Annotated in this window: 28 protein-coding genes; 19 read left to right on the top strand and 9 right to left on the bottom strand. The window is 72.7% G+C overall.

Annotated elements, in window-relative coordinates:
• Window positions 1-152 precede the first annotated feature (152 nt).
• Window positions 153-1,553 (top strand): class I adenylate-forming enzyme family protein, encoded by a 1,401-nt coding sequence (locus tag GKC29_RS17740; protein ID WP_155331897.1) that lies wholly within the window; start codon window positions 153-155, stop codon window positions 1,551-1,553.
• Here the strand turns inward: GKC29_RS17740 and GKC29_RS17745 are convergent.
• Window positions 1,481-2,230 (bottom strand): 4'-phosphopantetheinyl transferase superfamily protein, encoded by a 750-nt coding sequence (locus tag GKC29_RS17745; RefSeq protein WP_155331898.1) that lies wholly within the window; start codon window positions 2,228-2,230, stop codon window positions 1,481-1,483. The genes GKC29_RS17740 and GKC29_RS17745 overlap by 73 nt on opposite strands.
• A gap of 15 nt (window positions 2,231-2,245) precedes the next feature.
• Between GKC29_RS17745 and GKC29_RS17750 the strand changes: the two genes are divergently transcribed.
• The 12 genes from GKC29_RS17750 to GKC29_RS17805 all read left to right on the top strand — a co-directional run bounded on the left by GKC29_RS17750 (window position 2,246) and on the right by GKC29_RS17805 (window position 13,514).
• Complete coding sequence (locus GKC29_RS17750) at window positions 2,246-2,512, top strand: acyl carrier protein (protein ID WP_155331899.1); 267 nt, start codon at window positions 2,246-2,248, stop codon at window positions 2,510-2,512.
• Window positions 2,512-2,757: an acyl carrier protein gene (locus GKC29_RS17755; RefSeq protein WP_155331900.1), complete on the top strand. Its 246-nt coding sequence runs from the start codon at window positions 2,512-2,514 to the stop codon at window positions 2,755-2,757. Before GKC29_RS17750 ends, GKC29_RS17755 begins: the two co-directional genes overlap by 1 nt.
• The gene (locus GKC29_RS17760; protein ID WP_155331901.1) at window positions 2,750-3,829 is read left to right on the top strand and encodes a beta-ketoacyl synthase; all 1,080 of its coding nucleotides are present in this window, start codon (window positions 2,750-2,752) and stop codon (window positions 3,827-3,829) included. The genes GKC29_RS17755 and GKC29_RS17760 overlap by 8 nt, the downstream gene beginning before the upstream one ends.
• Window positions 3,830-3,846: 17 nt before the next feature.
• The gene (locus GKC29_RS17765; protein ID WP_230688675.1) at window positions 3,847-4,407 is read left to right on the top strand and encodes a beta-ketoacyl synthase chain length factor; all 561 of its coding nucleotides are present in this window, start codon (window positions 3,847-3,849) and stop codon (window positions 4,405-4,407) included.
• Window positions 4,404-6,020 (top strand): class I adenylate-forming enzyme family protein, encoded by a 1,617-nt coding sequence (locus GKC29_RS17770; protein WP_155331902.1) that lies wholly within the window; start codon window positions 4,404-4,406, stop codon window positions 6,018-6,020. Before GKC29_RS17765 ends, GKC29_RS17770 begins: the two co-directional genes overlap by 4 nt.
• 55 nt (window positions 6,021-6,075) lie before the next feature.
• On the top strand, window positions 6,076-7,314 hold the full coding sequence (locus GKC29_RS17775) for a beta-ketoacyl synthase (protein ID WP_155331903.1): 1,239 nt from the start codon (window positions 6,076-6,078) through the stop codon (window positions 7,312-7,314).
• A 70-nt stretch (window positions 7,315-7,384) separates the two neighbouring features.
• Window positions 7,385-8,497, top strand: coding sequence for a 4-hydroxyphenylpyruvate dioxygenase (gene hppD / locus GKC29_RS17780; RefSeq protein WP_155331904.1), 1,113 nt, complete (start codon window positions 7,385-7,387; stop codon window positions 8,495-8,497).
• Window positions 8,494-9,423: a phytanoyl-CoA dioxygenase family protein gene (locus GKC29_RS17785; RefSeq protein ID WP_155331905.1), complete on the top strand. Its 930-nt coding sequence runs from the start codon at window positions 8,494-8,496 to the stop codon at window positions 9,421-9,423. Before hppD ends, GKC29_RS17785 begins: the two co-directional genes overlap by 4 nt.
• A gap of 3 nt (window positions 9,424-9,426) precedes the next feature.
• Window positions 9,427-10,218: a DUF3050 domain-containing protein gene (locus GKC29_RS17790; protein ID WP_155331906.1), complete on the top strand. Its 792-nt coding sequence runs from the start codon at window positions 9,427-9,429 to the stop codon at window positions 10,216-10,218.
• A complete protein-coding gene (locus GKC29_RS17795) occupies window positions 10,215-11,180 on the top strand; it encodes a thiamine pyrophosphate-dependent dehydrogenase E1 component subunit alpha (RefSeq protein ID WP_370463262.1) in 966 nt (321 codons plus the stop codon). Before GKC29_RS17790 ends, GKC29_RS17795 begins: the two co-directional genes overlap by 4 nt.
• A complete protein-coding gene (locus GKC29_RS17800; protein ID WP_155331907.1) occupies window positions 11,181-12,152 on the top strand; it encodes an alpha-ketoacid dehydrogenase subunit beta in 972 nt (323 codons plus the stop codon). It begins immediately after the preceding gene.
• 3 nt (window positions 12,153-12,155) lie between these two features.
• Window positions 12,156-13,514 carry a hypothetical protein gene (locus tag GKC29_RS17805; protein ID WP_155331908.1) on the top strand — a complete coding sequence of 453 codons (1,359 nt, stop codon included), beginning with the start codon at window positions 12,156-12,158 and terminating at the stop codon, window positions 13,512-13,514.
• Between the two features lie 71 nt (window positions 13,515-13,585).
• Here the strand turns inward: GKC29_RS17805 and GKC29_RS17810 are convergent, their stop codons facing one another.
• Window positions 13,586-14,305 (bottom strand): SGNH/GDSL hydrolase family protein, encoded by a 720-nt coding sequence (locus tag GKC29_RS17810; protein ID WP_155331909.1) that lies wholly within the window; start codon window positions 14,303-14,305, stop codon window positions 13,586-13,588.
• 60 nt (window positions 14,306-14,365) lie between these two features.
• Between GKC29_RS17810 and GKC29_RS17815 the strand changes: the two genes are divergently transcribed.
• Window positions 14,366-14,833, top strand: coding sequence for an LOG family protein (locus GKC29_RS17815; RefSeq protein WP_196255642.1), 468 nt, complete (start codon window positions 14,366-14,368; stop codon window positions 14,831-14,833).
• A gap of 61 nt (window positions 14,834-14,894) precedes the next feature.
• Here the strand turns inward: GKC29_RS17815 and GKC29_RS17820 are convergent, their stop codons facing one another.
• Both GKC29_RS17820 and GKC29_RS17825 read right to left on the bottom strand, forming a co-directional pair.
• On the bottom strand, window positions 14,895-15,536 hold the full coding sequence (locus GKC29_RS17820) for an HAD family hydrolase (RefSeq protein WP_230688676.1): 642 nt from the start codon (window positions 15,534-15,536) through the stop codon (window positions 14,895-14,897).
• 25 nt (window positions 15,537-15,561) lie between these two features.
• Window positions 15,562-15,963 carry an MmcQ/YjbR family DNA-binding protein gene (locus GKC29_RS17825; protein WP_155331910.1) on the bottom strand — a complete coding sequence of 134 codons (402 nt, stop codon included), beginning with the start codon at window positions 15,961-15,963 and terminating at the stop codon, window positions 15,562-15,564.
• A 112-nt stretch (window positions 15,964-16,075) separates the two neighbouring features.
• Here GKC29_RS17825 and GKC29_RS17830 point away from each other — a divergent pair, with 112 nt between their 5' ends.
• The gene (locus GKC29_RS17830; protein ID WP_155331911.1) at window positions 16,076-17,029 is read left to right on the top strand and encodes a PHB depolymerase family esterase; all 954 of its coding nucleotides are present in this window, start codon (window positions 16,076-16,078) and stop codon (window positions 17,027-17,029) included.
• Between the two features lie 164 nt (window positions 17,030-17,193).
• Here the strand turns inward: GKC29_RS17830 and GKC29_RS17835 are convergent, their stop codons facing one another.
• The gene (locus GKC29_RS17835) at window positions 17,194-17,562 is read right to left on the bottom strand and encodes a VOC family protein (RefSeq protein ID WP_230689085.1); all 369 of its coding nucleotides are present in this window, start codon (window positions 17,560-17,562) and stop codon (window positions 17,194-17,196) included.
• 338 nt (window positions 17,563-17,900) lie between these two features.
• Here GKC29_RS17835 and GKC29_RS17840 point away from each other — a divergent pair, with 338 nt between their 5' ends.
• The gene (locus tag GKC29_RS17840; protein ID WP_155331913.1) at window positions 17,901-18,698 is read left to right on the top strand and encodes an N-acetyltransferase; all 798 of its coding nucleotides are present in this window, start codon (window positions 17,901-17,903) and stop codon (window positions 18,696-18,698) included.
• A 46-nt stretch (window positions 18,699-18,744) separates the two neighbouring features.
• On the top strand, window positions 18,745-18,969 hold the full coding sequence (gene infA / locus GKC29_RS17845) for a translation initiation factor IF-1 (protein ID WP_155331914.1): 225 nt from the start codon (window positions 18,745-18,747) through the stop codon (window positions 18,967-18,969).
• A 288-nt stretch (window positions 18,970-19,257) separates the two neighbouring features.
• On the opposite strand, the gene GKC29_RS17850 is transcribed toward infA, so the two are convergent.
• The 3 genes from GKC29_RS17850 to GKC29_RS17860 form a co-directional block, all read right to left on the bottom strand.
• Entirely contained in the window at window positions 19,258-19,773 is a 516-nt protein-coding gene (locus GKC29_RS17850) for a GNAT family N-acetyltransferase (RefSeq protein ID WP_230688677.1), read from the bottom strand.
• Between the two features lie 228 nt (window positions 19,774-20,001).
• A complete protein-coding gene (locus GKC29_RS17855) occupies window positions 20,002-20,292 on the bottom strand; it encodes a DUF1905 domain-containing protein (protein ID WP_155334205.1) in 291 nt (96 codons plus the stop codon).
• An 8-nt stretch (window positions 20,293-20,300) separates the two neighbouring features.
• A complete protein-coding gene (locus GKC29_RS17860; protein WP_196255643.1) occupies window positions 20,301-20,576 on the bottom strand; it encodes a VOC family protein in 276 nt (91 codons plus the stop codon).
• Between the two features lie 176 nt (window positions 20,577-20,752).
• On the opposite strand from GKC29_RS17860, the gene GKC29_RS17865 reads away from it, so the two are divergent.
• Window positions 20,753-22,144 carry an NF041680 family putative transposase gene (locus tag GKC29_RS17865; RefSeq protein ID WP_155334206.1) on the top strand — a complete coding sequence of 464 codons (1,392 nt, stop codon included), beginning with the start codon at window positions 20,753-20,755 and terminating at the stop codon, window positions 22,142-22,144.
• On the opposite strand, the gene GKC29_RS17870 is transcribed toward GKC29_RS17865, so the two are convergent.
• On the bottom strand, window positions 22,141-22,326 hold the full coding sequence (locus GKC29_RS17870; protein WP_155331916.1) for a VOC family protein: 186 nt from the start codon (window positions 22,324-22,326) through the stop codon (window positions 22,141-22,143). The two genes, GKC29_RS17865 and GKC29_RS17870, sit on opposite strands and share 4 nt — an antisense overlap.
• A 149-nt stretch (window positions 22,327-22,475) precedes the next feature.
• On the opposite strand from GKC29_RS17870, the gene GKC29_RS17875 reads away from it, so the two are divergent.
• On the top strand, window positions 22,476-23,003 hold the full coding sequence (locus GKC29_RS17875) for a hypothetical protein (protein ID WP_230688679.1): 528 nt from the start codon (window positions 22,476-22,478) through the stop codon (window positions 23,001-23,003).
• Window positions 23,004-23,132: the final 129 nt, after the last annotated feature.

The following is a 23,132-nucleotide window of genomic DNA, read 5'->3' on the forward strand; positions in this document are numbered from 1 at the left end:
TGGCTGTCGGCAATCCGGCCGCCCGCCCTTTCTGATCTAGCCATTTGCATCTAGCAATGGATCTGAGGCCTGCCGTAGGGTCTGCCGCAGCACCCCGACGATCGCTTCCTTTGGGCAGAGATGCCCAATTTTGTGCTGGGCGGTGAACGGCAGTGAGCGTGGACCCCTCGACCGACGATCCTAAGGCGACAGACCCTGGATGGGTCGATGACATTCTGTTCACCGGTCGGCCGACCGACGTTTGTCTACGTCTGCCCGACCCCGTCGACCGGGGCGCGCTGCGTCGGCTCGTCACCGAGGCGCAGGGCCGCCTCGCCGCTGCCGGGCTGCGTCCCGGTGGCGCCGCCGCGCTGCGGATGCCGCCGTCGCTGGCGTACGTGGTGAACCTGCTCGCCGCGTGGCGCAGCGGGGCCCAGGCGATCCTGCTCGACCACCGGCTCACCGACCACGAAGTGGGCCGCGCGCTGGAGCGGCTCACCCCGCAGGTGGTCGTGGCGCCGGTCCGCACCGGCGGGGGCGCGCTGCGGGTCTTCGTCGACGTCACCGAGGGCGTCACCCCGTACGCCGACCGCCCGGCGGTCAGCGGGCACGCGGTGATCCAGCTCAGCTCCGGCTCCACCGGCCCGTCCAAGGTGATCGGCCGCACCGCCGCCGACCTGGTCGCCGAGGTGCACCGGTACACCCGCATCGACGGGGTGGCGCTGCCCGGCGAGCGGATCATCCTGCTCCCGTCGATGGTCCACGTGCTCGGACTCGTCGGCGGCCTGCTCTACGGGCTGCACGCGGGCGTCGAACTGGTCCCGCCGGAGCGGCTCAGCGGCGACGCCGTGCTCGCCGCGATCGCCGCCGACGACACCCCGGCCACCGTGCTCGGCGTGCCGTTCCACATCGGACTGGTCGCCTCCACCCGGCCGGACCGCCCACTGCCGCAGTTCAAGCGGATGACCACCGGCGGGGAACTGGTGCCGGCGGCCGTCGCCCGCGCCTTCACCGACCGGTTCGGCGTGCCGCTGGGCAACATGTACGGGATGACCGAGGTCGGCGTCATCGGCACCGACCTGTACGGGCGGCACCGGCCGTCGATCGCGCCGGCCCCCGGCATCGAGGTGCGCGAGGTGGCCGGCGAGCTGTGGGTGAGCTGCCCCGCGTCCCCGTACGTCGGGCTCACCGACCACAGCCGCTGGTCCGACGGGTGGCTGCACACCCGGGACGCCGGCACCGTCGACGCCGACACCGGCCTGGTCACCGTGCGGGGCCGGCTCGACTCGCAGGTCTCCGTCGGCGGCATGAAGGTCGACCTGACCGAGGTGGAGGCAGCCGTCGCCGACCTGCCCGGTGTCGCCGCCGCCGTGGTGGTCTGGGACGACGGCATCACCGCGTACGTGCAACCGGACGGGCCGCTGTCGGAGGAGGTGCTGGACAAGCTGCTCGCCGAGCGGCTGGCCGGCTACAAGCGCCCGCGTACCCTGCGCCTGCTCGATCAGCTGCCGCGCACCACCACCGGCAAGCTGGTCCGGTCGACGGACGCGCTGCGGACGGCGGCGACGCCGTGACCGGCCCGCTGCACCGCCCCGACGACCTGCCCGTCCCGCCCGACCGTCTCCTCGACGACGACCTCCACCGGACCCTGCACGCCGGCGGCCGCGACCGCCAGCACGAGGCCGGTGCCGGCGCACGGATGACCGACCCGGACGGTGGGGATTCCCGGCACCGGCCGCAGCAGCGGCCCGGCACCGTCGGGGGCGGGCATGCGCCGGCGCAGGCCACCGTCGCGCAGCCCGGTGCCGAGCGCCTTCCCGACGGCCTCCTTCGCGGTCCACAACCGCAGGAAGTCCCGCTCCCGTCCGCACGGGAGCCGGCCGGCGAGCCAGGCCGCCTCGGCGGGGTCGTACCAGCGGCCGGCGAGGCCCAGCGCGGGCAGCGGCCGGCACCACTCGGCGTCCACGCCGACCGGCCCGCCCGCCCGTACGGCGACCACCACGACCCCGTCGGTGCGGCTCACGCTGGCCGGCACCTCGACCGGCCCGGAACCGCCGTCCCCGGCGGACGACGAGCGGACCGACGGCCCTCCGTCCGGCCGGCGACCCACCACGAACTCCGCCTCGGGGCGGCCGAGCAGCGCGGCGGCGGCCCGGCGCAGCAGCCGCCCGGCGGGGGCCGGCCGACCGCCGGCGTCCCCGCCGACCCACACGTACACGGTGTCCCGACCGGGCACCGGTAACTGGCTCACGGAGAGAGGTTAACCATGAGGACCGAGGTCCGCGCCTTCGTCATCGAGCAGCTCGCCGACATGAACTACGACGTGGAGGACATCGACGACGACACCACCCTCGGCCCGTCCGGGGTGGACCTGGAGTCCCTCGCCCTCGCCGACCTGGCCGTCCGGGTCGAGGACCGGTACGGGCTGAAGTTCGCCGACGACGAGTCGGAGAAGCTGGCCCTGATGACGGTCGGCGAATTCACCACGATGGTCGCCGACCGGGTCGCCGGGGCGACGAGCGACCAGTCCTGATGGCCGGTCAGCCCGACCTGGGGCGAGCTGACCTGGTTACCATGCTCGCCGAACTCACCGGCCGACCGGCCACCGACGTGCCCGAGCGCATCGGCTCGATGGAGCTGGCCTGGCTCGTGCACCTGGTCGAGCAGCGCTACGACCGGCGGCTCGACCTCACCGACGACCAGCTCGCCGGGATCCGCACCGTCGACGACGCCCTGGCGGTCTTCCGGACCTCCCTGACCGTCGCCGCCGATGGCTGAGCCGGCCCACGTCCGGATCACCGCCGTGCACGCCACCAGCGCCCTCGGCAGGGGCGCCGAAGCGCAGTTGGCCGGCGTGCTCGCGGGCGTCCCCGCGTTCCGCCCGGTACGCCGGTTCGACACCGGGCCGCGCCGGGTCGACGCCGCCGCCACGCTGCCCGACGCCGGCGACCTCGCCGACGAACTGGCCGAGGCGGTGGAGACGGCGTGCCGGTCCGCCGGGCTCGACACCGGCCGGCGTGCCGGGGCGGCCCTGCTGCTCGCGGTGCACGGCGGGGCGGACGTGCCGGCGCTTGCGGCCGACCTCGCCACCGCCACCGGGTTCCCGGACGTGCGGACGTACACCACGGCCTGCGTGTCGGCGACCAGCGCGGTGGCCGACGCGGCGGCGCTGATCCGGCGCGGCGACGTCGACCGGGCCGTGGTCGCCGCGGGCTACCTGGTCGAGCCCGACCAGTACGCGCTCTTCGACGCCGGCCGGGCCCTCGCCACCGACACGGCGGTCCGCCCGTTCAGTGCCGGACGCACCGGGCTCCTGCTCGGCGACGGCGTCGCGGCGGTCGTCCTGGAACGCGCCGACGTGGCCCGGCGACCGGTGGCGGACCTGCTCGGCTGGGGCCGCGCCGGTGACGCCTTCCACCCGTGCCAGCCGGAGCCGACCGGGCGCGGCCTGGCCCGCGCGGTCACCGCCGCGCTGAACCGGGCGGGGCTGTCGGCGGACGACATCGGATACGTCAACGCCAACGCCACCGGCACCGGCTACAGCGACGCCGCGGAGGCGGCGGCGCTGCGGGCCGCGCTGGGGCCGGCGGCGGAACGGACACCGGTCAGCTCCACCAAAGCCCTGCACGGGCACGCCCTGGAGGCCTCCGGGCTGCTGGAACTGGTGGTGACCGTGCTGGCGGTGCGGCACGGCAAGCTACCGGTCAACGCCGGCTGGCTCGGTCCCGACCCGGACTGCCCGCTGGACGTCATCCGGGACGCGCCACGCCCGGCCGCCACCCGGTACGCGCTCACCCTCAACGCCGCCTTCGGCGGCGCCAACACCGCCCTGCTGGTGGGTGCCGCATGACGGGAGCGACCGGCCGCATGACCGGAGCGACCGGCCTCGGGGCCGGTGCGGCGCCGGTGCCCGGCGGGACGGCACGTCCCGCGCCGGCCGTGCGCGCCGAGGCGGCCTGGCCCGAGCCCGGGGACGGCGCGCCGCCGCCGCTGCCGGGGTTCGTCCACTCGGCGTTCAACCCGCTGGTCGCGGCCGTCGCGGACCGGTGCCTGACCCGGGCGTACGGGCGGGCACCGGCGCCGGACGGCGAGCGGACCGCGGTGGTGCTGGTCAGCGCGACCGGCGACGAGGCCAGCGCCGGTCACGTGCGCGCCACCGTGGCCGGCGGTGGGCGGCCCGGACCGTTGTTCTTCTTCCAGTCGGTGCCGAACAGCGTGGCCGGGCACGTGGCCGCCCGCTGGGGGCTGGGCGGGCCGGTGGTCTGCCTCGCGCCGGCCGGCGACCGGCGTGCCGCCGGGCTCGCCGAGGCCGACCTGCTGCTGCACGACGGCGACGCCGACGCGGCGTTGCTGGTCCTGATCGAGACGGCATCGGACGGCGGTGCGGACTCAGCCGTCGCGATGTTGCTGGGGGGAGGAGAATCATGAGGACCAGAGGACTACGCGGCGTGCTCGCCGCCGACGAGCTGATCGGCGCGGGCAACGTCCTGGCTCGGGTGCTGGCGCACGGCGCCGACCCGGACGGGCCGGGCCTGACGTTCGACACTGCGGTGGACGGGCACCCCGCCGAGACGCCACTGACGCTGGGACGGCTCGACGAGCGGGTCGCGGCCCGCGCCGCGTGGCTGCACGAGCGCGGGATCGGCCCGCGGGATCCGGTGGCCGTGTGGGCCACCGCCGCCGCCGACATGGTGCTGAGCTACCTCGCGCTGACCCGGCTCGGCGCCATCCCGGCGCTGATGAACGGCCGGCTGCGGCCGGAGATCGCCGCCGAGTACATCCGCCGGCTGCGCGGCGTCGCGGTGCTCGCCGACGACGCGCACACCGCGCTGCTCGCCGGGCACGACCTCGGCGTGCCGGTGCTCGGTACGCCCGCCGACGCCGGCACCGGCGACCCGGCGGCGGCGCCCGCCCACTACCGGCACCATGCCGACGACCCGGTCGTCGTCACCCACACCTCCGGCACCACCGGAGTGCCGAAGGCGGTGCTGCACTCGCACGCCAGCCTGTTCGCCGCGACGCGGCACCTGCTCTCCATGCCACAGGCGCAGGGCACCAGCCGGATCCTCAACGCGCTGCCCGCCCCGCACACCGCCACCGTGCTCATGGTCAACCAGGCCCTCGGCAACCGGGCGGAGATGTTCCTCCTGTCCGACCAGGGCGGTGAGCGGGTGCTCGACGCGATCCAGCGCTGGCGCCCGGACGGAGTGTTCGGCTTCTCCGTCACATGGGCGGAGCTGGCCCGGTTCGACCTGTCCGGGTACGACCTGGAGTCGGTGCGGCTGTGGTTCAACACCGGCGACTCGTCGCACGAGCCGCACATCCGCCGCCTGGTGGCGGTCGGCTCCCGGGACGTGATGACCCGCGCGGGCGTCACCCGGGTGCCGGGGTCGGTGTTCATCGACGGCCTCGGCTCGTCCGAGATGGGGCACTCGATGTTCCACGTCACCCACACCCGCGACACCGACCGGTACGGCCGGTGCATCGGCCGCCCGTACCACTTCACGAAGGTCGCGGTGCTGGACGCGAACGGCGACCCGGTGCCCACCGGCGAGGTGGGCTGGCTGGGCATCGACTCGCCGTCGCTGTTCCGCGGCTACTGGAACGACTCGGCGACCACGTACCGGTTCCGGCAGCGCGGCTGGTACCTGACCGGCGACCTGGTGTACGCCGACGCCGACGGCCGCTACTACCACCTGGACCGCGCGGTGGACTCGGTCGACGCCGGCGACGGGAAGCGCTTCTACACCGCGCTGTCGGAGGAGCGGATCCTCGCCGCCTGCCCCGACGTCACCGACTGCACGGTGGTCATCGTCGCCGAGGACGGGCGGGTCGTCACCGACGTGCTGCTGGAACTGGCGGCCGGCGCGGACGGGGCCGAGGACCGCACCGAGCGGGTTCGGGCCGCGCTCGGCGCCGACGTCGGCGCGACCCTGCGCCGGGTGGTGCCGGTCCGCTCCGACGACATCCCGGTCACCGTCACCGGCAAGGTCCGCAAGGTCGCCCTGCGGGAGCGCTACCTCAGCGAGGCGGCCTCGTGAGCGCGAGGAGTGAGCCGGGGTTGCGAGCCCCGCAGTCGCGAACCGAGGAGCTGCCGTGACCGCGGTCATCACCGGGATGGGCCTGTTCACACCGGTGGGACGCGGCGTGGAGGCCACCTTCGACGCCCTGTGCACCGGCCGCTCCGGCCTGGTCCGGCCGCCCGAGGGGCACCCGGCGGAGGGTTCGCTGGAGGTCGCCGGGGTGCTGCCCGACATCGACCCGAGGACGGTGTCGTCCGGGCCGGACACGAAGGTGCTCGACCGGATCGTGGTGCTGGCCCTGCTCACCGCCGCCGACGCGCTCGCCGACGCCGGCATCGAGGTGGGCCGGGACGTCGCCCCGGAGCGGACGGCGGTGATCGTCGGCGGGGTCGGCGGGATGGCCACCCTGGAGGCCCAGGTGCTCGCCCGGGCCGCCCGGGGCCGGGCCGCCGTCAACCCGTACCTGCTGACCGGGATCCTGCCGAACATGCCGTCGGCGCGGATCGCCATCCGGTACGGCATCCGCGGGTACAGCTCGTCGGTCGGCACCGCCTGCGCCTCCGGCGCGCAGGCCGTCGCCGACGGGGTGCGGCTGATCCGGGCCGGCGAGGCCGACGTGGTGCTCTGCGGGGCCAGCGAGGCGCCGCTGTTCCCGACGTTCGCCGACACCTTCGGCAACGCCCGGGCGCTCGCCCGGGGCTGGGACGACCCGGCGGCCGCGAGCCGCCCGTTCGACACCCGCCGCAACGGGTTCGTGCTCGCCGAGGGGGCGGCGCTGCTGGTGCTGGAGAGCGCCGAGCACGCCGCGGCGCGCGGCGCGAGCGGGTACGCCGAGGTCGCCGGTTACGGCGTGACGACCGACGCGTACCACCCGACCGCGCCGCGGCCGGACGGCGCCGGCGCGGCGGAGTGCATGCGGCGGGCGCTGGCCGGCGGCGGGGTGCCGGCGGCGCAGGTCGGCTACGTCAACGCGCACGGCACCGGCACCAAGCTGGGCGACGTCGCCGAGACCACGGCACTGGCCGAGGTCTTCGGTGAGCACGGCGTGCCGGTCAGCTCCACCAAGGCGCTCACCGGCCATCTGCTCGGCGCCTCCGGCGCGCTGGAGGCGGCGGCCACGGCGCTGGCGCTCGGGCGGGGCCTGCTGCCGCCCACCTGGAACCTCGACGACCCGGATCCGGCCTGCCCGGCCGACCACATCCGCAAGGAGCCCCGGGCGACCGAGAGCGGGTACGCGCTCACCAACTCCTTCGGCTTCGGCGGCCAGAACGTGAGCCTCCTGCTCGCGCGGGCCGCCCGGCCGCGGCGGTGACGGCACACGAATCAGCGGGCGCGAACGCCCGCACGGCAGTCACGGGGGGAACTGTGCGAAGGGCTGGGACATGGACATCCGTGGGATAGACCACATCGAACTCTACGTGGGGGACGCCCGGCAGGCCGCCTTCTACTTCGGCCGGGCGGTGGGGCTCCACCTCTGCGGCCAGGGCGGCCCGGAGACCGGGCTGGCCGGGCAGCGGTCGCTGCTGCTGCGGCACGCCGACATCCGGATGGTGCTCACCTCCGGGCTGACCGCCGAGCACCCGGCGTCGCGGTACGTGCAGCGGCACGGCGACGGCATCGCCGTGGTGGCGCTGGAGGTCGACGACGCCGTCGGGGCGTACGCCGAGCTGCTGGCCCGGGGCGCGACCGGCGTGCTGCCGCCGACCACCGTCACCGGCGCGGACGCCGAGGTCGTCGTCGCCGAGGTGGACGGCTTCGGCGACGTGGTGCACCGGCTGGTCGAGCGGCGCGGGGACCGGCGGGAGTTCCTGCCGGGCCTGGTCGAGATGCTGCCGCCGGAGGACGACGCCGGCGAGGAACTGCTCGCCGAGATCGACCACCTGGCGGTGTGCGTGCCGGCGGGGCAGCTCGCCGGGACGGCCCGGCGGTACCGGGAGGTGTTCGGCTTCGCCGAGATCTTCCACGAGTACATCGAGGTCGCCGGCCAGGCGATGAACTCGACGGTGGTGCAGAGCCCGTCGGAGCGGGTGACGCTGGTGCTGCTGGAACCGGACACCGCCCGGCGGGCCGGGCAGATCGACGCGTTCCTCGACCAGCACACCGGCGCCGGGGTGCAGCACCTCGGGCTGCGCACCGACGACATCGTCGGCGCGGTGGAGACGCTGCGCCGGCGCGGGGTGCGCTTCGCCGGCACCCCGGGCAGCTACTACGACGCCCTGGAGGCCCGGGTGGGCCGGGTCGACGCGCCGCTGGAGCGGCTGCGCGAACTGGGCGTGCTGGTCGACCGCGACCACGGCGGCCAACTGCTGCAGATCTTCACCGAATCCATGCACGTGCGCCGCACGCTCTTCCTCGAACTGATCGAGCGGCGCGGGGCGCGGACGTTCGGCAGCGGCAACATCAAGGCGCTCTACGAGGCCAAGGAACGGGAGCTGGCCGCGGCGGGGGCGACCCCCGCCGTCGCGGCCGCCACAGCCCAGGGGGTGACGGCATGACCACGACCGAGTTCGACCCGACGCTGACCGCCGAGGAGGAGGCGCTGCTCCCGTCCGACGAGGACGTGGCGTTCTACGCCGAGCACGGCTGGTACCTGTCGAAGAAGCTGCTCACCGACGACGAGGTGGACGCCCTCGCCGCGGCCGCCGACCGGTACTACGGCGGGGAGCGGGACCGCCGCCTGCCGGTCCGCCCGCCGAAGCTCGCCTACTGGGACCCGTCGAAGGGGCCGGTGCAGCGGCACAACGACTACGTCCACCACGAACACGACGGCCTCGGGGCGATCCTGCGCAAGCCGCTGATCGGGGCGGTCGCCGCCCGGCTGGCGCAGGCCGACGAGATCCGGGTGTTCCAGTCCACGCTGATCTACAAGCCACCCATCGACGGTGAGCCGTCCAACATCGTGCCCTGGCACTTCGACAAGCACTACTGGGCGTCCTCGTCGTCGGAGCGGATGCTCACCGCGTTCATCCCCTTCCACGACTGCGGGGAGGAGATGGGCACGATCACGATGGTCGACGGCTCGCACCGCTGGCGGGAGATCGGCGCCGACGACACGGTGGTGCGGCACTTCGCCGAGCGCGACCGCGACCAGCTGGAGGAGATGCTCGCGGAGAACGCCGCCTACAACGGCGCCGAGATCCGCAAGATCCCCATGGTGATCCCCAAGGGACACATGAGCTTCCACCACTGCCGCACCTACCACGGCAGCGGTGCGAACGTCAGCGACCGGCCCCGGCAGGCCGTCTCGCTGCACCTGCAGGACGGCGACAACGCGTGGCGGGCGTACCCGCTCTCCGACGGCACCCTCGCCGCGTACAACCACGACGTGCTGGTCCGCCGCACCCACGACGGGCGGCCGGACTACGCGGACCCCGAATACTGCCCGGTCATCTGGCGCCACCGCGCCCAGCAGGGAGGCTGAGTCATGTCACGCTACGACTGGGGGAAGACGCACCCGGGCATCGAGCGGCTGGAGAAGGCGGTGACCGCCAGCCGGGACGTGGTGGTGCGGCACCCGCTCTACGCCAACCTGGACACCCACGAGGCCCTCGTCACCTTCATGGAGCACCACGTCTTCGCGGTGTGGGACTTCATGTCCCTGCTGAAGTCCCTGCAGCGGCAGCTCACCTGCGTGACGGTGCCGTGGATCCCGACCGGCCCCACCGGCAGCCGCCGCCTCATCAACGACATCGTCATGGTGGAGGAGAGCGACGAGCTGGGCGACGGCTACATCAGCCACTTCGAGCTGTACGTGCAGGGCATGCGGGAGGCCGGCGCCGACACCGGGCCGGTGGAGCGGCTGGTCGACCTGCTGCGCGCCGGCCGCCCCGTCACCGAGTCGCTGGTGGAGGCCGGGGTGCCCGGCCCGTCGGCGGCGTTCGCCGCCACCACCTGGCGGATCATCGAGACGACCCCGGTGCACTGCCAGGCCGCCGCGTTCGCGTTCGGGCGGGAGGACCTGATCCCCGAGATGTTCACCCAGGTCGTCGCCGTCAACGAGCGGACGCACCGGCTGCACAGGTTCGTCGACTACCTGGAGCGGCACATCGAGGTCGACGGCGAGCAGCACACCCCGATGGCGATGCAGATGCTCGCCGACCTGTGCGGCGACGACGACGCGAAGTGGCAGGAGTGCGCCGACACCGTCAACACCGCCCTGGCCGCCCGGGCTCGCCTCTGGGACGACATCCTGACGGTGATCAAGGGGTCCGCGTGACCGACCCGGTCCGGCTCTACCGGACCGTGCGGCTGATCCGCCGGTTCGAGGAGCGGGCGATCGAGCTCGTCCGCTCCGGCCACGTCGTCGGGGGCATCCACCCGTATTTGGGTCAGGAGGGCGTCGCCGCCGGGGTGTGCGCGGCGCTGCGCCCCGGCGACGTGGTGGCCGGCACCCACCGCGGGCACGGGCACGTGCTCGCCAAGGGTGCCGACCCGGCCCGGATGATGGCGGAGCTGTGCGGCCGCGCCACCGGCCTCAACCGGGGCCGGGGCGGGTCCATGCACGCCGCCGACTTCGCCGTCGGCGTGCTCGGCGCGAACGCCATCGTCGGCGCCGGCGGCGCGATCGTCACCGGCGCCGTCTGGGCGCGTCGCCGCCGCGGCGAGGACCTGGTCGGGGTCAGCTTCCTCGGCGACGGTGCGGTCAACGAGGGCATGCTGCTGGAGGCGTTCAACCTGGCCGCGTTGTGGCAGGTGCCGGTGCTGTTCGTCTGCGAGAACAACGGCTACGCCACCACGATGCCGGTGGCCGGCGCGGTGGCCGGCAGCATCACCGGCCGGGCCGAGGCGTTCGGGATCCCGGCGTCGGTGGTGGACGGTCAGGACCCGGAGGCGGTCCGGGCCGCCACCGCGGCCGCCGTCGCCCGCATGCGCGCCGCGGGCGGCCCCGAGTTCCTCGAGGCCCGTACCTACCGCTTCGACGCCCACCACACCTTCGAGCACGCGGTACGCCTCGACTACCGACCGCCGGAGGAGGTGGCCCGGGGCCGGTCCCGGGACCCGGTGGACATCGCCGGCTCCCGGCTGCCCCCCGACCGGCGCGCCGAGGTGGACGCGTCGGTGGAGGCGGAGCTGGACGCCGCGGTGGCGTTCGCCCTGGCCGGCCCCGAGCCCGACCCGGCCGGCGCGTTGGAGCACCTGTACGCCAGCGGGCTCACCGCCCGCGCCGGAGGTGGGTAGATGCCGAGGCTGTCGTACCGCAAGGCGCTCAACCGGGCGCTGGCCGACGAGTTGGCCCGCGACGAGGAGGTCTTCCTGCTCGGGGAGGACATCCGGGTCGCCGCGTCGAACGTCACCGCCGGGCTGCTGAAGCGCTTCGGTCCCGAGCGGGTCCGCGACACCCCGCTGTCGGAGCAGGCGTTCACCAGCTTCGCGACCGGCGCGGCCCTCGCCGGGGCGCGACCGGTGGTGGAGTTCCAGATCCCGTCGCTGCTGTTCCTGGTCTTCGAGCAGATCGTCAACCACGCGCACAAGTTCCCGCTGATGACCGGCGGGCAGTGCGCGGTGCCGGTCACCTACCTGGTGCCCGGCTCGGGGTCGCGTACCGGGTGGGCGGGGCAGCACTCCGACCACCCGTACAGCCTGTTCGCCCACGTCGGGGTGACCACCGTGGTGCCGGCCACCCCGGCGGACGCGTACGGGCTGCTGGTGTCGGCGATCCGCTGCGACGACCCGGTGGTGGTGTTCGCCCCGGCCGGGGCGATGGAGGTCCGGGCGGACGTGGACGTCGCTTCGTTGCAGCCGGTGCCCCTCGGTCGGGGCGTCGTACGCCGGCCCGGCGACGACGTCACGGTGGTCGCCGTCGGGCACCTGGTGCACGACGCCCTGGCGGTCGCCGACGACCTGGCCGACCAGGTGTCGGTGGAGGTGTTCGACCCGCGCACGCTGTACCCGTTCGACTGGGACGGCCTGCTCGCGTCGGTGTCCCGCACCGGGCGGCTGGTGGTCGTCGACGACTCCAACCGGTCCTGCGGCATCGCCGGGGAGGTCATCGCCACGGTGGTCGAGCGGGTCCGGTTGGACGCGCCCCCACGGCGGGTCACCCGCCCCGACGGGGCGGTGCTGCCCTTCGCCCCGGCGCTGGACCGGGCCGTGCAGCCGGGCCGCGAGCACCTGCGATCCGCCATCCAACACGTCATGAAGGACGGATGACACATGACCGACGTCGACTACCGCTGGCCGTCCGCCGCGCAGGCGTGGCTGGACCTGCCCGCCGACCTGCGGGCCGACCTGGTGGCCGCCGGGGCCGGATCCTGGCGGGAGATCTTCGACGGCCGGGCCACGTACAACAAGCAGTGGCGGTTGGCCCGCCCGCCGGTGATGGGCGAGACCACCCTCGGCGTGCTCAACGCGATCTGCGACCGGCTGGCCCAGCTCCTGTTCGAGGCCGGCCGGCGGCGGGCCGGCACGGCGGGGGAACTGCGCCGGCTGCTCGGCGTCCCCGACGGCGAGACCCGGCTCCTCGACGACGCCGAGCCGCTGAGCGACCGGCTGCTGGCCGCGTTCCGGCCCGACGTGCTGCTCAGCGACGGGGTGCCGCGGGTGGTCGAGTACAACATCGACAGCAGCCTCGGCGGCGCGTTCGACGCCGACACGACCGTCCGGCGGTTCGTCGACGTCTACCGGCGGCGTGGGCTCACCGACCGCGCCCGGCTGGAACCGGCCCCCTCGGCCGTCGACCTGCGGTTCGCCGCCATCCGCTCCGGCCTGGCCCTGCCCGACGGCGCCCGGGTGGCGATGCTCATCGACTTCGACGCCGAGTACCCGGGGCTGGACGACCCGGAGCGGTTCTTCCGGCTCCTGTCGCCGGTGGTGGAGCGGGCCGCCGTGCACGGGCTGGACCTGGTCATCACACCGGTGTCGCAGGTCACGCGGGACTCCTCGGGCCGGCTGGTCGCGCGGGGCGCCCCGGTCGACGGGGTGTTCCGGCTCTTCGTGCCCAACCGGGTGACCCCGAGCGCCGGCGTGGACGCCCTGGAGGCGGCGGTGCGGGCGGGCAGCGTACCGATGTGGGTGTCGGCCGCGGCCTGGCTGATCGCGAACAAGCAGGTGTTCGCGTGGCTCTGGGACGACGCCGACGGCCTGCCGGCGGCGGACCGGGACCTGGTCCACCGCTACGTGCCGCGCACCTGGATCCTCACGCCGGACCTGGTGGACCGGGCGGTGGCCGACCGGCACGACCTGGTGGCCAAGCCCGCCGACGGCTCCGCCGGGGTGGACGTGCTGATCGGCCGCGAAACCGACGCCGACACCTGGCGCGACGGGGTGGGCCGGTTCGCCGCGCGGGGCGGGTTCGTCCTCCAGCACTACGTCAGGGCCGACGACGTGCCGCTCGACTTCGTGCACATCGAGACCGGGGAGACGGTCTCCGCGGACGTGCCGTACAGCGTCGCGCCGTACCTGTTCGGCCGCCGGCCGGCCGGCGCCTGCATCCGCACCGGCTTCCCCGGCTGCGACGGCGTGCTCAACCTGGCCCGCGGCGTCCTCCTCTCCGGCCTCCTGGTGGTGGACTGACGCCCCTCCGCCCGCGTTGATCATGAGGTTAGCGGGCTCCGGTACGGCGTGTCGCCCCGCCAACCTCATGATCAACCCTGCTGGGCGGGGAAGGCCGGGGAGCCGGGGGAGGTCCGGGGGCGGAGGTGGTGCGACAGGCGGCGGATCGTCTCCGCCGCGGCTATCGCGTCGCTGCGGGCGCTGCCGTGGCGGCCGTCGCCGCTGTAGATCGACGGGTCGGCGGTCAGCGGGTGGTCGGTCAGGTGCACGTGGATCGTGCCCCGGCGCCCCGCCAGAGCGCGGGTGTGCGCGGCCAGGCGGCGCATCCGCCGGCCGAGGCCGGCGCGGTGCTGCTCCGGCACGGCGGGGCTGTGCGACACGTCGAACATGCCCACCGTGATGACGTCCGCCCCGGCCGCCTGCAACGCCTCGACCATCGCGGCCAACTCACCGTCCACCGCGTCGGCGTCGTACGCGGGCCGGAACGCGTCGTTGCCACCGCACACGACCAGCGCGAGATCGGGCCGGAAGTCCAGCGCGGGGCCGAGCTGGGTGGCCCGGACCTCGTGCGCCCGCAACCCGCGCAGGCCGAGGTTGAGGTACGCGAGCTGAGGCGCGGCGGCACGCAGCTCGGCGGCGATCCGGTCGGCCCACTGCACGTCCGGATAGCCGTCGACCGGCTCGCACAGCCCCTCGGCCACGCTGTCGCCGAGCACCGCGAACCGCCGCCACGGGTGCCCGCGCAGCAGCGCCGCGCTCTCGCCGTCCCGCAGACAGTACGGATCCGTCGCCTCGGTGAGCGTCGATGTCATGCCGGGACGCTACCGCACGGAAGGGCCCCTCGATAACAGCCGTGGCGGCATGATGGGTCCGTGGTTCAGGTGGCGGTGTGCGGGCCGGCGGCGGCGACCGACGTCGAGCTGGCGCACGCCCGCCGGGTGGGGGAGCTGCTCGCCGAGCGCGGCGTGACCGTCCTCTGCGGAGGCGGTGGCGGGGTGATGGCCGCGGTCGCCGCCGGCACGCGCTCCCGGGGCGGCCTGGTGATCGGCGTACGCCCCGACGACGGCACCGCCCCCGGGCCGGCCGCCGACGTCAGCGCCACGGTCGTCACCAACATGGGGCAGGCCCGCAACGCGATCCTGGTGTGGAGCGCGGACGCGGTGATCGCCGTCGGCGGCTCCTGGGGGACGCTGAGCGAGGTGGCGCTGGCGATGCGCCGTGGCGGCATTCCCGTGGTGGCGCTCGGCGGCTGGCGGATCGTCGACGCCACCGGCACCCCCGTGCCCGGCGTACGTCACGTGACGACACCGGAAGAGGCGATCGGCGCGATCGGGGTCTAGGTTCGCGAGATCTGGATCGAGAATGGCCATCTTCGATCCAGGTCTTCGGCTGACGGGGGTGTCAGGGCAGCAGGGCCAGCAGGTTGCGGGGATGGTCGGCGGTCAGGTCGGTGGGGACCGACGGGTCGTACTGGTGGCCCCAGCCCGCCGCGACGGACCGGGCACCCGCGGACCGGGCGGCCCGCAGGTCCAGCGGCGAGTCACCGACGTACGCGCTCCGCCCCGGTTCGACGCCGAGCCGCCGGCAGGCGAGCAGCACGCCCGCCGGGTCCGGCTTGGGCCGGTCGACCTCGTCACCGCCGAGGACGACCGTGAAGTGCCCCGCCAGGCCGGTGCGGTCGAGCAGGATCTCCGCGGCGGCGTGGCTCGCGCCGGTGAACAGGCCCACCGGCACCCGCCGGGCGGCCTCCGCCAGCAGGGCCGCCACCCCGTCGTAGACGGTCACCCGGTCGGCGACCGAGGCGAGTTCGTCGTGGTACCGGGCGAGGTCGGCGGCGGTCGCGGGCCGGCCGAGCAGTGCGGTGAGCAGGTCAGCCGGAGAACCGATCGAGTACCCGCCGATGATCTCCTCGTCGGTGTGCTCGCGGCCGCCACCGGCGACGACCGCCGCCCGGTACGCGGCGGGGACGGCGGCGTGCGACTCGATCAGCGTCCCGTCCATGTCGAAGACCAGCCCCGCCACCGGGACCCCCGCGAGTGCCACGGGTCGAGGTTAGCGGAGGGGCACGTCAGGACGGTGCGGGACCGGCGGCACGGTGGGCGGCGGCCAGGCGTTTCGGGGCGCGGGCGTACCAGGCCTCCACGATCAGCTCGGTCAGCTCGGCGACACCGATGCGGTCCAGCCGGACCAGGACGGCCGGGTACCCGTCGAAGTGCGGGGTGGTGAAGTAGACGGTCGGGTCGTCGGCGAGCAGGGCCTCCTTGGCGCCCACGTCCGGGACCTGCGCACCGAGGATCGGCCCGTCCGGCGCGTCGTCGCCGAGCGCGTCGAGGTCCGCCCGGCGCAGCGGCCGTTCCCACACGAAGCCCTTGCCCCGCACCTTCCAGGCGGGCAGCCCGTCGTACGAGGGCGCCTCGGTCGTCTCCGGCAGGGCTAGCGCGATCCGGCGCACGTCGTCCCAGGTGGCCATGCGCCTGACCATACGCGCCCGAACCAGCCGCGCGGGCCCCTCGCCAGCCGTCGAGCGGGGGCACCTGCTCGGAGGATGGGCCGCCCGGGTCTCGCGCGGCTAACATGCGCCGATGCGGGGTTCGACGCGGCTGTTGCCGCTGTTGGTCAGCGCCACCGTGCTGGCCGCCTGCTCCGGCCCACCGGCGGCGCCGGCCGGGACCGCGACGCCGCCGGCCGCTCCCGCGAGCGTCGCCACGCCGACCGGACCCGCGATCGGCGGCGACCGGCCGGTGCGGATGGCCGTACCACCGGGGTACCGGCCGGGCCGGCCGGCACCGCTGCTGATCATGCTGCACGGGTTCGGCGGTAGCCCGGACCAGGACGAGAACTACCTCGCGCTCGGGCCGGTCGCGGAGGCCGAGGGAATGCTGTACGCGCGGCCCGAGGGGCTGCGCGACCGCCGAGGCCGGCACTTCTGGAACGCCTTCGCCGCCTGTTGCGACCAGGACGGCACCGGTGTGGACGACTCCGCGTACCTGCGCGGGATCGTCGAGGAGATCCGCCGGCACTACACCGTCGATCCCGGGCGGATCTTCGTGGTCGGCTTCTCCAACGGGGGCTTCATGGCCCACCGGATGGCGTGCGACCACGCCGACCTGGTGGCGGCCGTGGTCAGCATCGCCGGCGCCGGGCCGTTGACGGCGGCGGACTGCCGCCCGGCCCGGCCGGTGGGGGTGCTGCAGATTCACGGCGACGCCGACACGTCCGTGCGGTACGAGGGTGGCGAGATGGGCGGCGGATACCCGGGGGCGGTGCGAACGGTGGAGGACTGGGCCCGCCGTAACGGGTGCGCCGTGCCCGGACAGCGGGGCCCGGCCCGTGACCTGGTCGTCACGGATGAGTCGACACCCCGGCGTCCCGACGCGACGGAGACCCGGACCCTGGCCTACGCGGCGGGTTGCCGGCCGGGTGGGCACGTCGAACTCTGGACCGTCGCGGGCGGCAGCCACCTGCCGGTCCTCAGCGCCGGGTTCGCGCGGCAGGTGGTGGACTTCCTCCGCGCCCACCCGCGACCGCCTGGCTGACCTCGGAACGGTCAGCCCAGCGGAAGGGGCTGCCGGCCTCCAGGGTGCGAACGCCCCGCTGACCAGGTGACCGCCGCTGTTGGGCCGAGTGACTACTCAGCCCGGGGCGCTGGGCCACTGAGATGCCCTCATGCACGCGGTCAGCGGCATGAGCGAGCGCTTGGTCACCCGACCCGGGTGGGGGTCCCGGGGTCCTCCGCGAGTGAGCGGAGGTAGTCCGCTCGCGACTGGAGGACGCAGAACAAGTTGCCGCCGGGGTCCACCATGACCACCCAGCCTTCATCACCGGTCTGCCCGATGCCGACGTGCGCGGCGCCCAATTGGACCGCACGCGCCACACAGGCCGCTTGATTCTCCGGGCGAAGATCCAGGTGGATCGCGCCGGGCTCGACCTGCTCGACAGAAGGCTGGATCAGCAGGGCCGGCGCGTCATCGCTGACCAGCAGTACTGAGTTGCTGTGGTTCGGTGCGAGCCGATAGCCGAGGAGGTCTCGCCAGAATCGGGCGACCTCGGAGGGCATGTGTGTCTTCATCGTCACCGTTGCGATCGTGGCGTGGGGCATGCCCGATTCTCTCTGGACGCCCGATCATCGGCACATTCGGATGCCAGCGACCGGCGCCGACGGCACTTGGGTGACGAGCGCTTCGCGGCAGAAGAGTGCACTGGCGAGGTCGGTTGGTCAGCGGTTAAGCAGTAGACGGGACACCGTGCGCGCCGATAGCCTGGCGTCCGGCCGTGGCATTGCGCGAGGAGGTGAGCACCGTGAACGTTGTATCGATGTGGGTGCTCCCCTCGTCGTCACGGTCGGGCGATTGATGCAGGTGTCGCCCGGGAGCGTCTGGACAAGGCACTCCCGAGAGGCGACACCCTATGGATTCTGCGCACCTGTTTAACGGCACGGGCGAGCATGCCGTTGCCATCACGCGGATCGCGGAGCGGCAATGGCACGCTCTGGAGGACGACCAGGTGGTCGGCCGCGGCGAGGTATCCCACCGTCCCGACGGGCGGCTCTTCCTCAGCATCGACGCGTGGCACGATGTGGTGTTCGACCGGCTTGCCGACGCCATGCTGGCGGACCTGCCGAGGCCGCTGTACACCGTCGTTGACGAGGCCGACCTCGACCTGGTGCTCCAGTGGGAGCGAGCCGGCTTCGCGCCCCGCCGCCGCGAGTGGGAGTACGTCGTGCCCACCGACCCGCGGATCACGGGACTCGCCTCGGCGCCACCGCCACGGGGCGTGACAACGTTGGCCGTTGGCGAGGCCGAGGAGGCTCCGCTCCGCGCATTGGACCGCGTCATCCGCGACGAGATCGAAGCCACTGTCGGATGGCAGGAGATGCCGGCGGAGGTGTTGTCCGGTCCGGACGGCCCTCCCCGACCGGACCCGGCGACGTATGCCGTGGCGGCATGGTCGGATCAATATGTGGGATTGGTACGCGTAGCGCCGCTTCCGCGGCAACCACGGATCGGTCTGATCGCGGTCCGGTCCGATCAGCGCCGCCGAGGTATCGCTCGGGCGTTACTGGCCGAGGTGCTGGGTTCGGCCCACCGGCGCGGGATCGCGACGGCGTCGGCGGATGTCAACCAGTCCAACGGCGCAGCGATCGCGCTGTTCGAAGGCGTCGGCGCCCGGCGTGCGGGCAGCAATCTGGAGTTGGTGCTCCGTTGATGTCCTCTCCTCGACCCGACCATCCTCGAACGGAGTACTAGGAAACATGGTCAAAGCTAACGGCGGCATCCAACTTGAGGGCACCGTTCTCGAGTGTCTTCGCGACGCCACCTTCAGAGTGGAACTCCAGAACGGGCACAAGGTGCTGGCGCACATCAGCGGGAAGATCCGGAAGAACTACATCAAGATCCTGCCGTTTGACCGCGTGCTCGTGGAAATCAGCCCGTACGACCTCGACCGCGGCCGGATCCTTTACCGCTACCGCAACTGACTATCGGCATCTATCGGACCGGAACGTTCTCGGCAGGTGGGACAGGCACCTCGCTGAGCAGCACGACGGTGGCATCTGTGCTCGGCACCGAGCTTCGTCACGGATGCCGCCGTCGTCTCTCGCCTTGGCCGGATCCGACACGCACGCTCATCGGCAGTCAGGATGCCGGCGGGTCAGGCGGGCTCTCACCGAGCATGACGACTCACCGACGGCCCTTTGCGCACGATCGGCGGCAGATGAGCGTGTTGGCCTCGGCTCGGCCCTGCCTTCGTCTATGGTGCGCTCGGGCTATCGAGTTTCAACGACCATGGTGTCGGTGTCTTGGAGTTGTTCGACGACGGCGAAGCCCTCATCGATGTAGAGCTGCATCGCGCGGTTCGCACGCTCGACACTGAGAGAGATCCGCTTGATGCCCTGTCGATGTGATGTCCGTATGAGTTCACGCAGCAGCGCTCGACCAGTTCCCTGGCCACGCCACTCGGGCCGCACCCCGATGGTGAGTTCTGGTTCGTCGTCGGAGACGTACCCGTAGCCGGGGTCATCACTGGTCAGGTAGCGCAGCCAAGCCCCGCCGCGAGGTTGTCCGTCTTGGCCGACGGCGATCACGCCCAGGTCGTCGTGCCGCCGCCATCCGGCGATGTAGTGGGAGATCTCAGGATCGGTCAGGATGCGTTCTCGGGAGAAGTTTCGTCCTGGAAGCCAGTTGATCGCTTCTAGGAGCATATCCGTGAGGAACTCATAGTCTTCGGGCTCGGCGGCACGGAGAGAGAAGGTCGAGGACATGGGGGACAACGTATCGCTCACGACGTTTAGGGTCTCGGGATTTGTAATCGCCCCACGCCGTCGCCCAGCCATGATCCCATTTGTACGGAAGACGGCGATCATGGTTCGGGCGACCCACCCGCTCATCGGCACGACCGGACGGTCTCGGCGCTGCGGTCACTTACCGAACGTGACGCCCGATCGACGGCAGTTGCGGGTTCCGCTGAGCGGCGGGCAGCTGACTCCGTGGCGGGACGATCGGCGGGAGTGTTATCCCGCACGGACGACCAGGCGGACGTGCACGACGTCGTTGAGTTCGATCTCCTCTTTGTTGCGCACCGAGTTCCGCAGCGGGAGCACGTAACCGCCGTCCTTGGGGAACAACGCGGTCCGCCATCGGCTCCGCCCGAGCCGAACCTCGACGGGCACCATGCCCCAGCCATAGGTGACCCCCGACGCCAACTGGCGCACTACGTCGGCCCACTCGCGCGGGACCGTCACGAAGTGGTACGGGGACGGCCCTCGCCAATCCCACACCACGCCCTCGAACTCGCACTCCATCACGGCAATCAGGCGACGCAGAACTCGTTGCCCTCGGGGTCCTGCATGACGACGTGTCCCAAGGCGTCGCCGTACCACTCCTCGCGGACCACCGTCGCGCCGGCGTCCACCAACTCGGGCACCTTCTGCCGGATCAGTCGTGCGCGCTCGGCCATGTCGCAGGGGCCCGGGCCCGCCACCCGGACGTCAACATGCATCCGATTCTTGGCGGACTTGCCCTCAGCTTGTTCTTTAACCTCGGCGCCCGTGTGGGGCGCTGATCCTGTGTGGACTCGGCGTGTCATGGAGACGTAAACCGGCCACCACCTGATGATCCTTCACGTTCCCTGCAAGGACACGAAGAACAGAACAGGTGGTGGCCGTGGCCACGATTCTGGACTACCTGGGTGGCCTCGTGTTGCCCGACACGCCCACGCCCGACACGTCGGCGGTCGGGTCGGCCGAGGATCCAGCAGCGAGGTTGGCCGGGTTTCGTCGGGACTTCTACCGGTGTCTGCCACGTCGGGCGGACGCGTTGTTCGAGCTCACCGACGCGCTGCTGTGCTCGGGAGGGCCGGTGACCAGCCTGGTCGACCTGTCGTTGGCCGCCGAGCACCGCCGTGGTCACGGCGCCCTGTACGACGCTTTGGGCGCCGGCGGGATCGATGTCGCCCGGCTGCGGGTGACCCTCGCAGGGTTGGCGCTGCCCCGCGCCACGGACGGGCGGATCATGCTCGCCGTTGACGTCAGCAACTGGCTGCGCCCGGACGCGGCCACCAGCCCGGATCGGTTGTTCTGCCACACCTACGGCCGCGGCAAAGGCTCCGCCCAGATGATCCCCGGCTGGCCGTACTCGTTCGTCGCCGCCTTGGAACCAGGCCGCACGTCGTGGACACAGGTACTCGACGCGGTGCGGCTGGGCCCGGCCGACGACGCCACCGCGGTCACCGCCGACCAGCTCCGGCAGCTGATCGACCGGCTGATCCGTGCCGGGCACTGGCGCCCCGGCGACCCCGACATCCTGATCGTCTGTGACACCGGCTACGACACCGCCCGGCTGGCCTGGGTGCTGTCCGACCTGCCCGTGCTCCTGGTCGGCCGGATCCGCTCGGACCGGGTCCTCCGGTTTCCCAAGCCGAGCAGGCAGCCGGGTGCCATCGGCCGTCCCCGCAAACACGGCGCCGAGTTCGCCTGCAACGACCCGGCCACCTGGCCCGCGCCGCAACACACCACCCTCACCCCGACCAGCCGCTACGGCACCGCGCAAGCCGACAGCTGGGACCAGCTGCACCCCAGGCTGACCCGCCGCACCTGCTGGATCGACCACGACGGTGACCTGCCGATCATCACCGGCACCCTGATCCGGCTACAGGTCGAGCACCTGCCCGGCGAGCGTGACCCCAAACCGGTGTGGCTGTGGTGCTCCGCCACCAACGCCACCACCGCCGATGTCGACCACTGGTGGCAGGCCTTCCTCCGCAGATTCGACCTCGAGCACACGTTTCGACTGTTCAAACAGACCCTGGGATGGACTCGGCCGAAGATCCGCACCACCGAAGCCGCTGACCGGTGGACCTGGCTGATCATCGCCGCCTACACTCAGCTACGCCTCGCGCGACCCCTCGTCGCGGACCTGCGTCGACCGTGGGAGCGGCCAACGGCACCTGACCGGCTCACTCCCGCCCGGGTCCGTCGGGGGTTTCGGAACTTGCGCCCGAAGACCACCCTGCCCGCAAGTGCGCCGAAACCCGGCAGACCAGGTCCTGGACGCCCGTACGGATCACGAAACCGTAGACCAGCACCCCGCCACGACGTCGGTAAAACCGTCAAGCGTGACCTGAGCATCACCGCACGTAAACAGCGCACAGGTTAAAGATCAAGCTCAGGCACCTTCAGGAAACCAATGGCGGGCCCCCTGCCATCTGGGTCGACGATGGACGCGTTGTCAGGCTCATCGAAACCAGGTTCCCTGACATAGCCGAGAGCAAGCGCCCAGAAAGCAGCGATCCGCTGGGGATCGTCGGCATCGCACCCCAGGGTCCAGTGGGTCGCCATGGCGTCAACGTACGCGCGCCAGGACACCCTGTCATCGGCATGATCGTGCGCCAGCGGCGCCTGCCACCGTAACGATCTGTAACGATCGGATCGCCGCATAAGCGGATATCGGCTGGCGCGACGTGCAGCCCGTGAGCCATGGTCTGGGCGTGATCGTCATCCAGCGGGTGCGCGTGCGATGGAGCGCGACTGGGCGCGGTGCGCCACAGGCCGACGCCCGTCGAGGACTCAACCGCCCGTTGATACTTCCTGCGCCGTTGCCAACAGGCGATGTTGTGGTCCATGACGTCCTGGCTGATGAGGCCGCCAGCTACGCACGACGCGCCGACGTACTGGCCGGCGGCGTGAGCATCGCCCGCAGCCTCACTCTGTGGCTCACCTTCGACGGCTCGGCGGTAACCGTCGAGCGCCTGCCCGGCGGGGCGGCGTTTCCCCGGACGGGAGTGTCGACTCAGCTGTTCACCCTCACGCACGGGCAGGTCGGCAGGTATAGAGCCAACTTCCGGTTCCGGTTCACCGACTGCGCGTGCGACCCCAGCTGGTACTACGAGGACTGGGTGCTCCATGTGAGCAACGGCGATGTTGCACACGACCGGTTTCTGAGCGGCGAACCGGACTGCGATGTCGACAACCGTGTCCATCTTTACGGCGGCCCTGCGCGCCGAGGTAACCGCTAGCAGCCGCCCATCCACACGCGGCCGATAACCCCTCGCCTTCTGCACGAAGAGTGCACCGCCGCGCCGCACCTTGATGTTCTCCGTCATGCTGTCCCTCTCTCGTTCGCGGTGTTGGCCACAAGACACCGC

It is taken from the genome of Micromonospora sp. WMMC415 (assembly GCF_009707425.1).
Taxonomy (GTDB): Bacteria; Actinomycetota; Actinomycetes; order Mycobacteriales; family Micromonosporaceae; genus Micromonospora.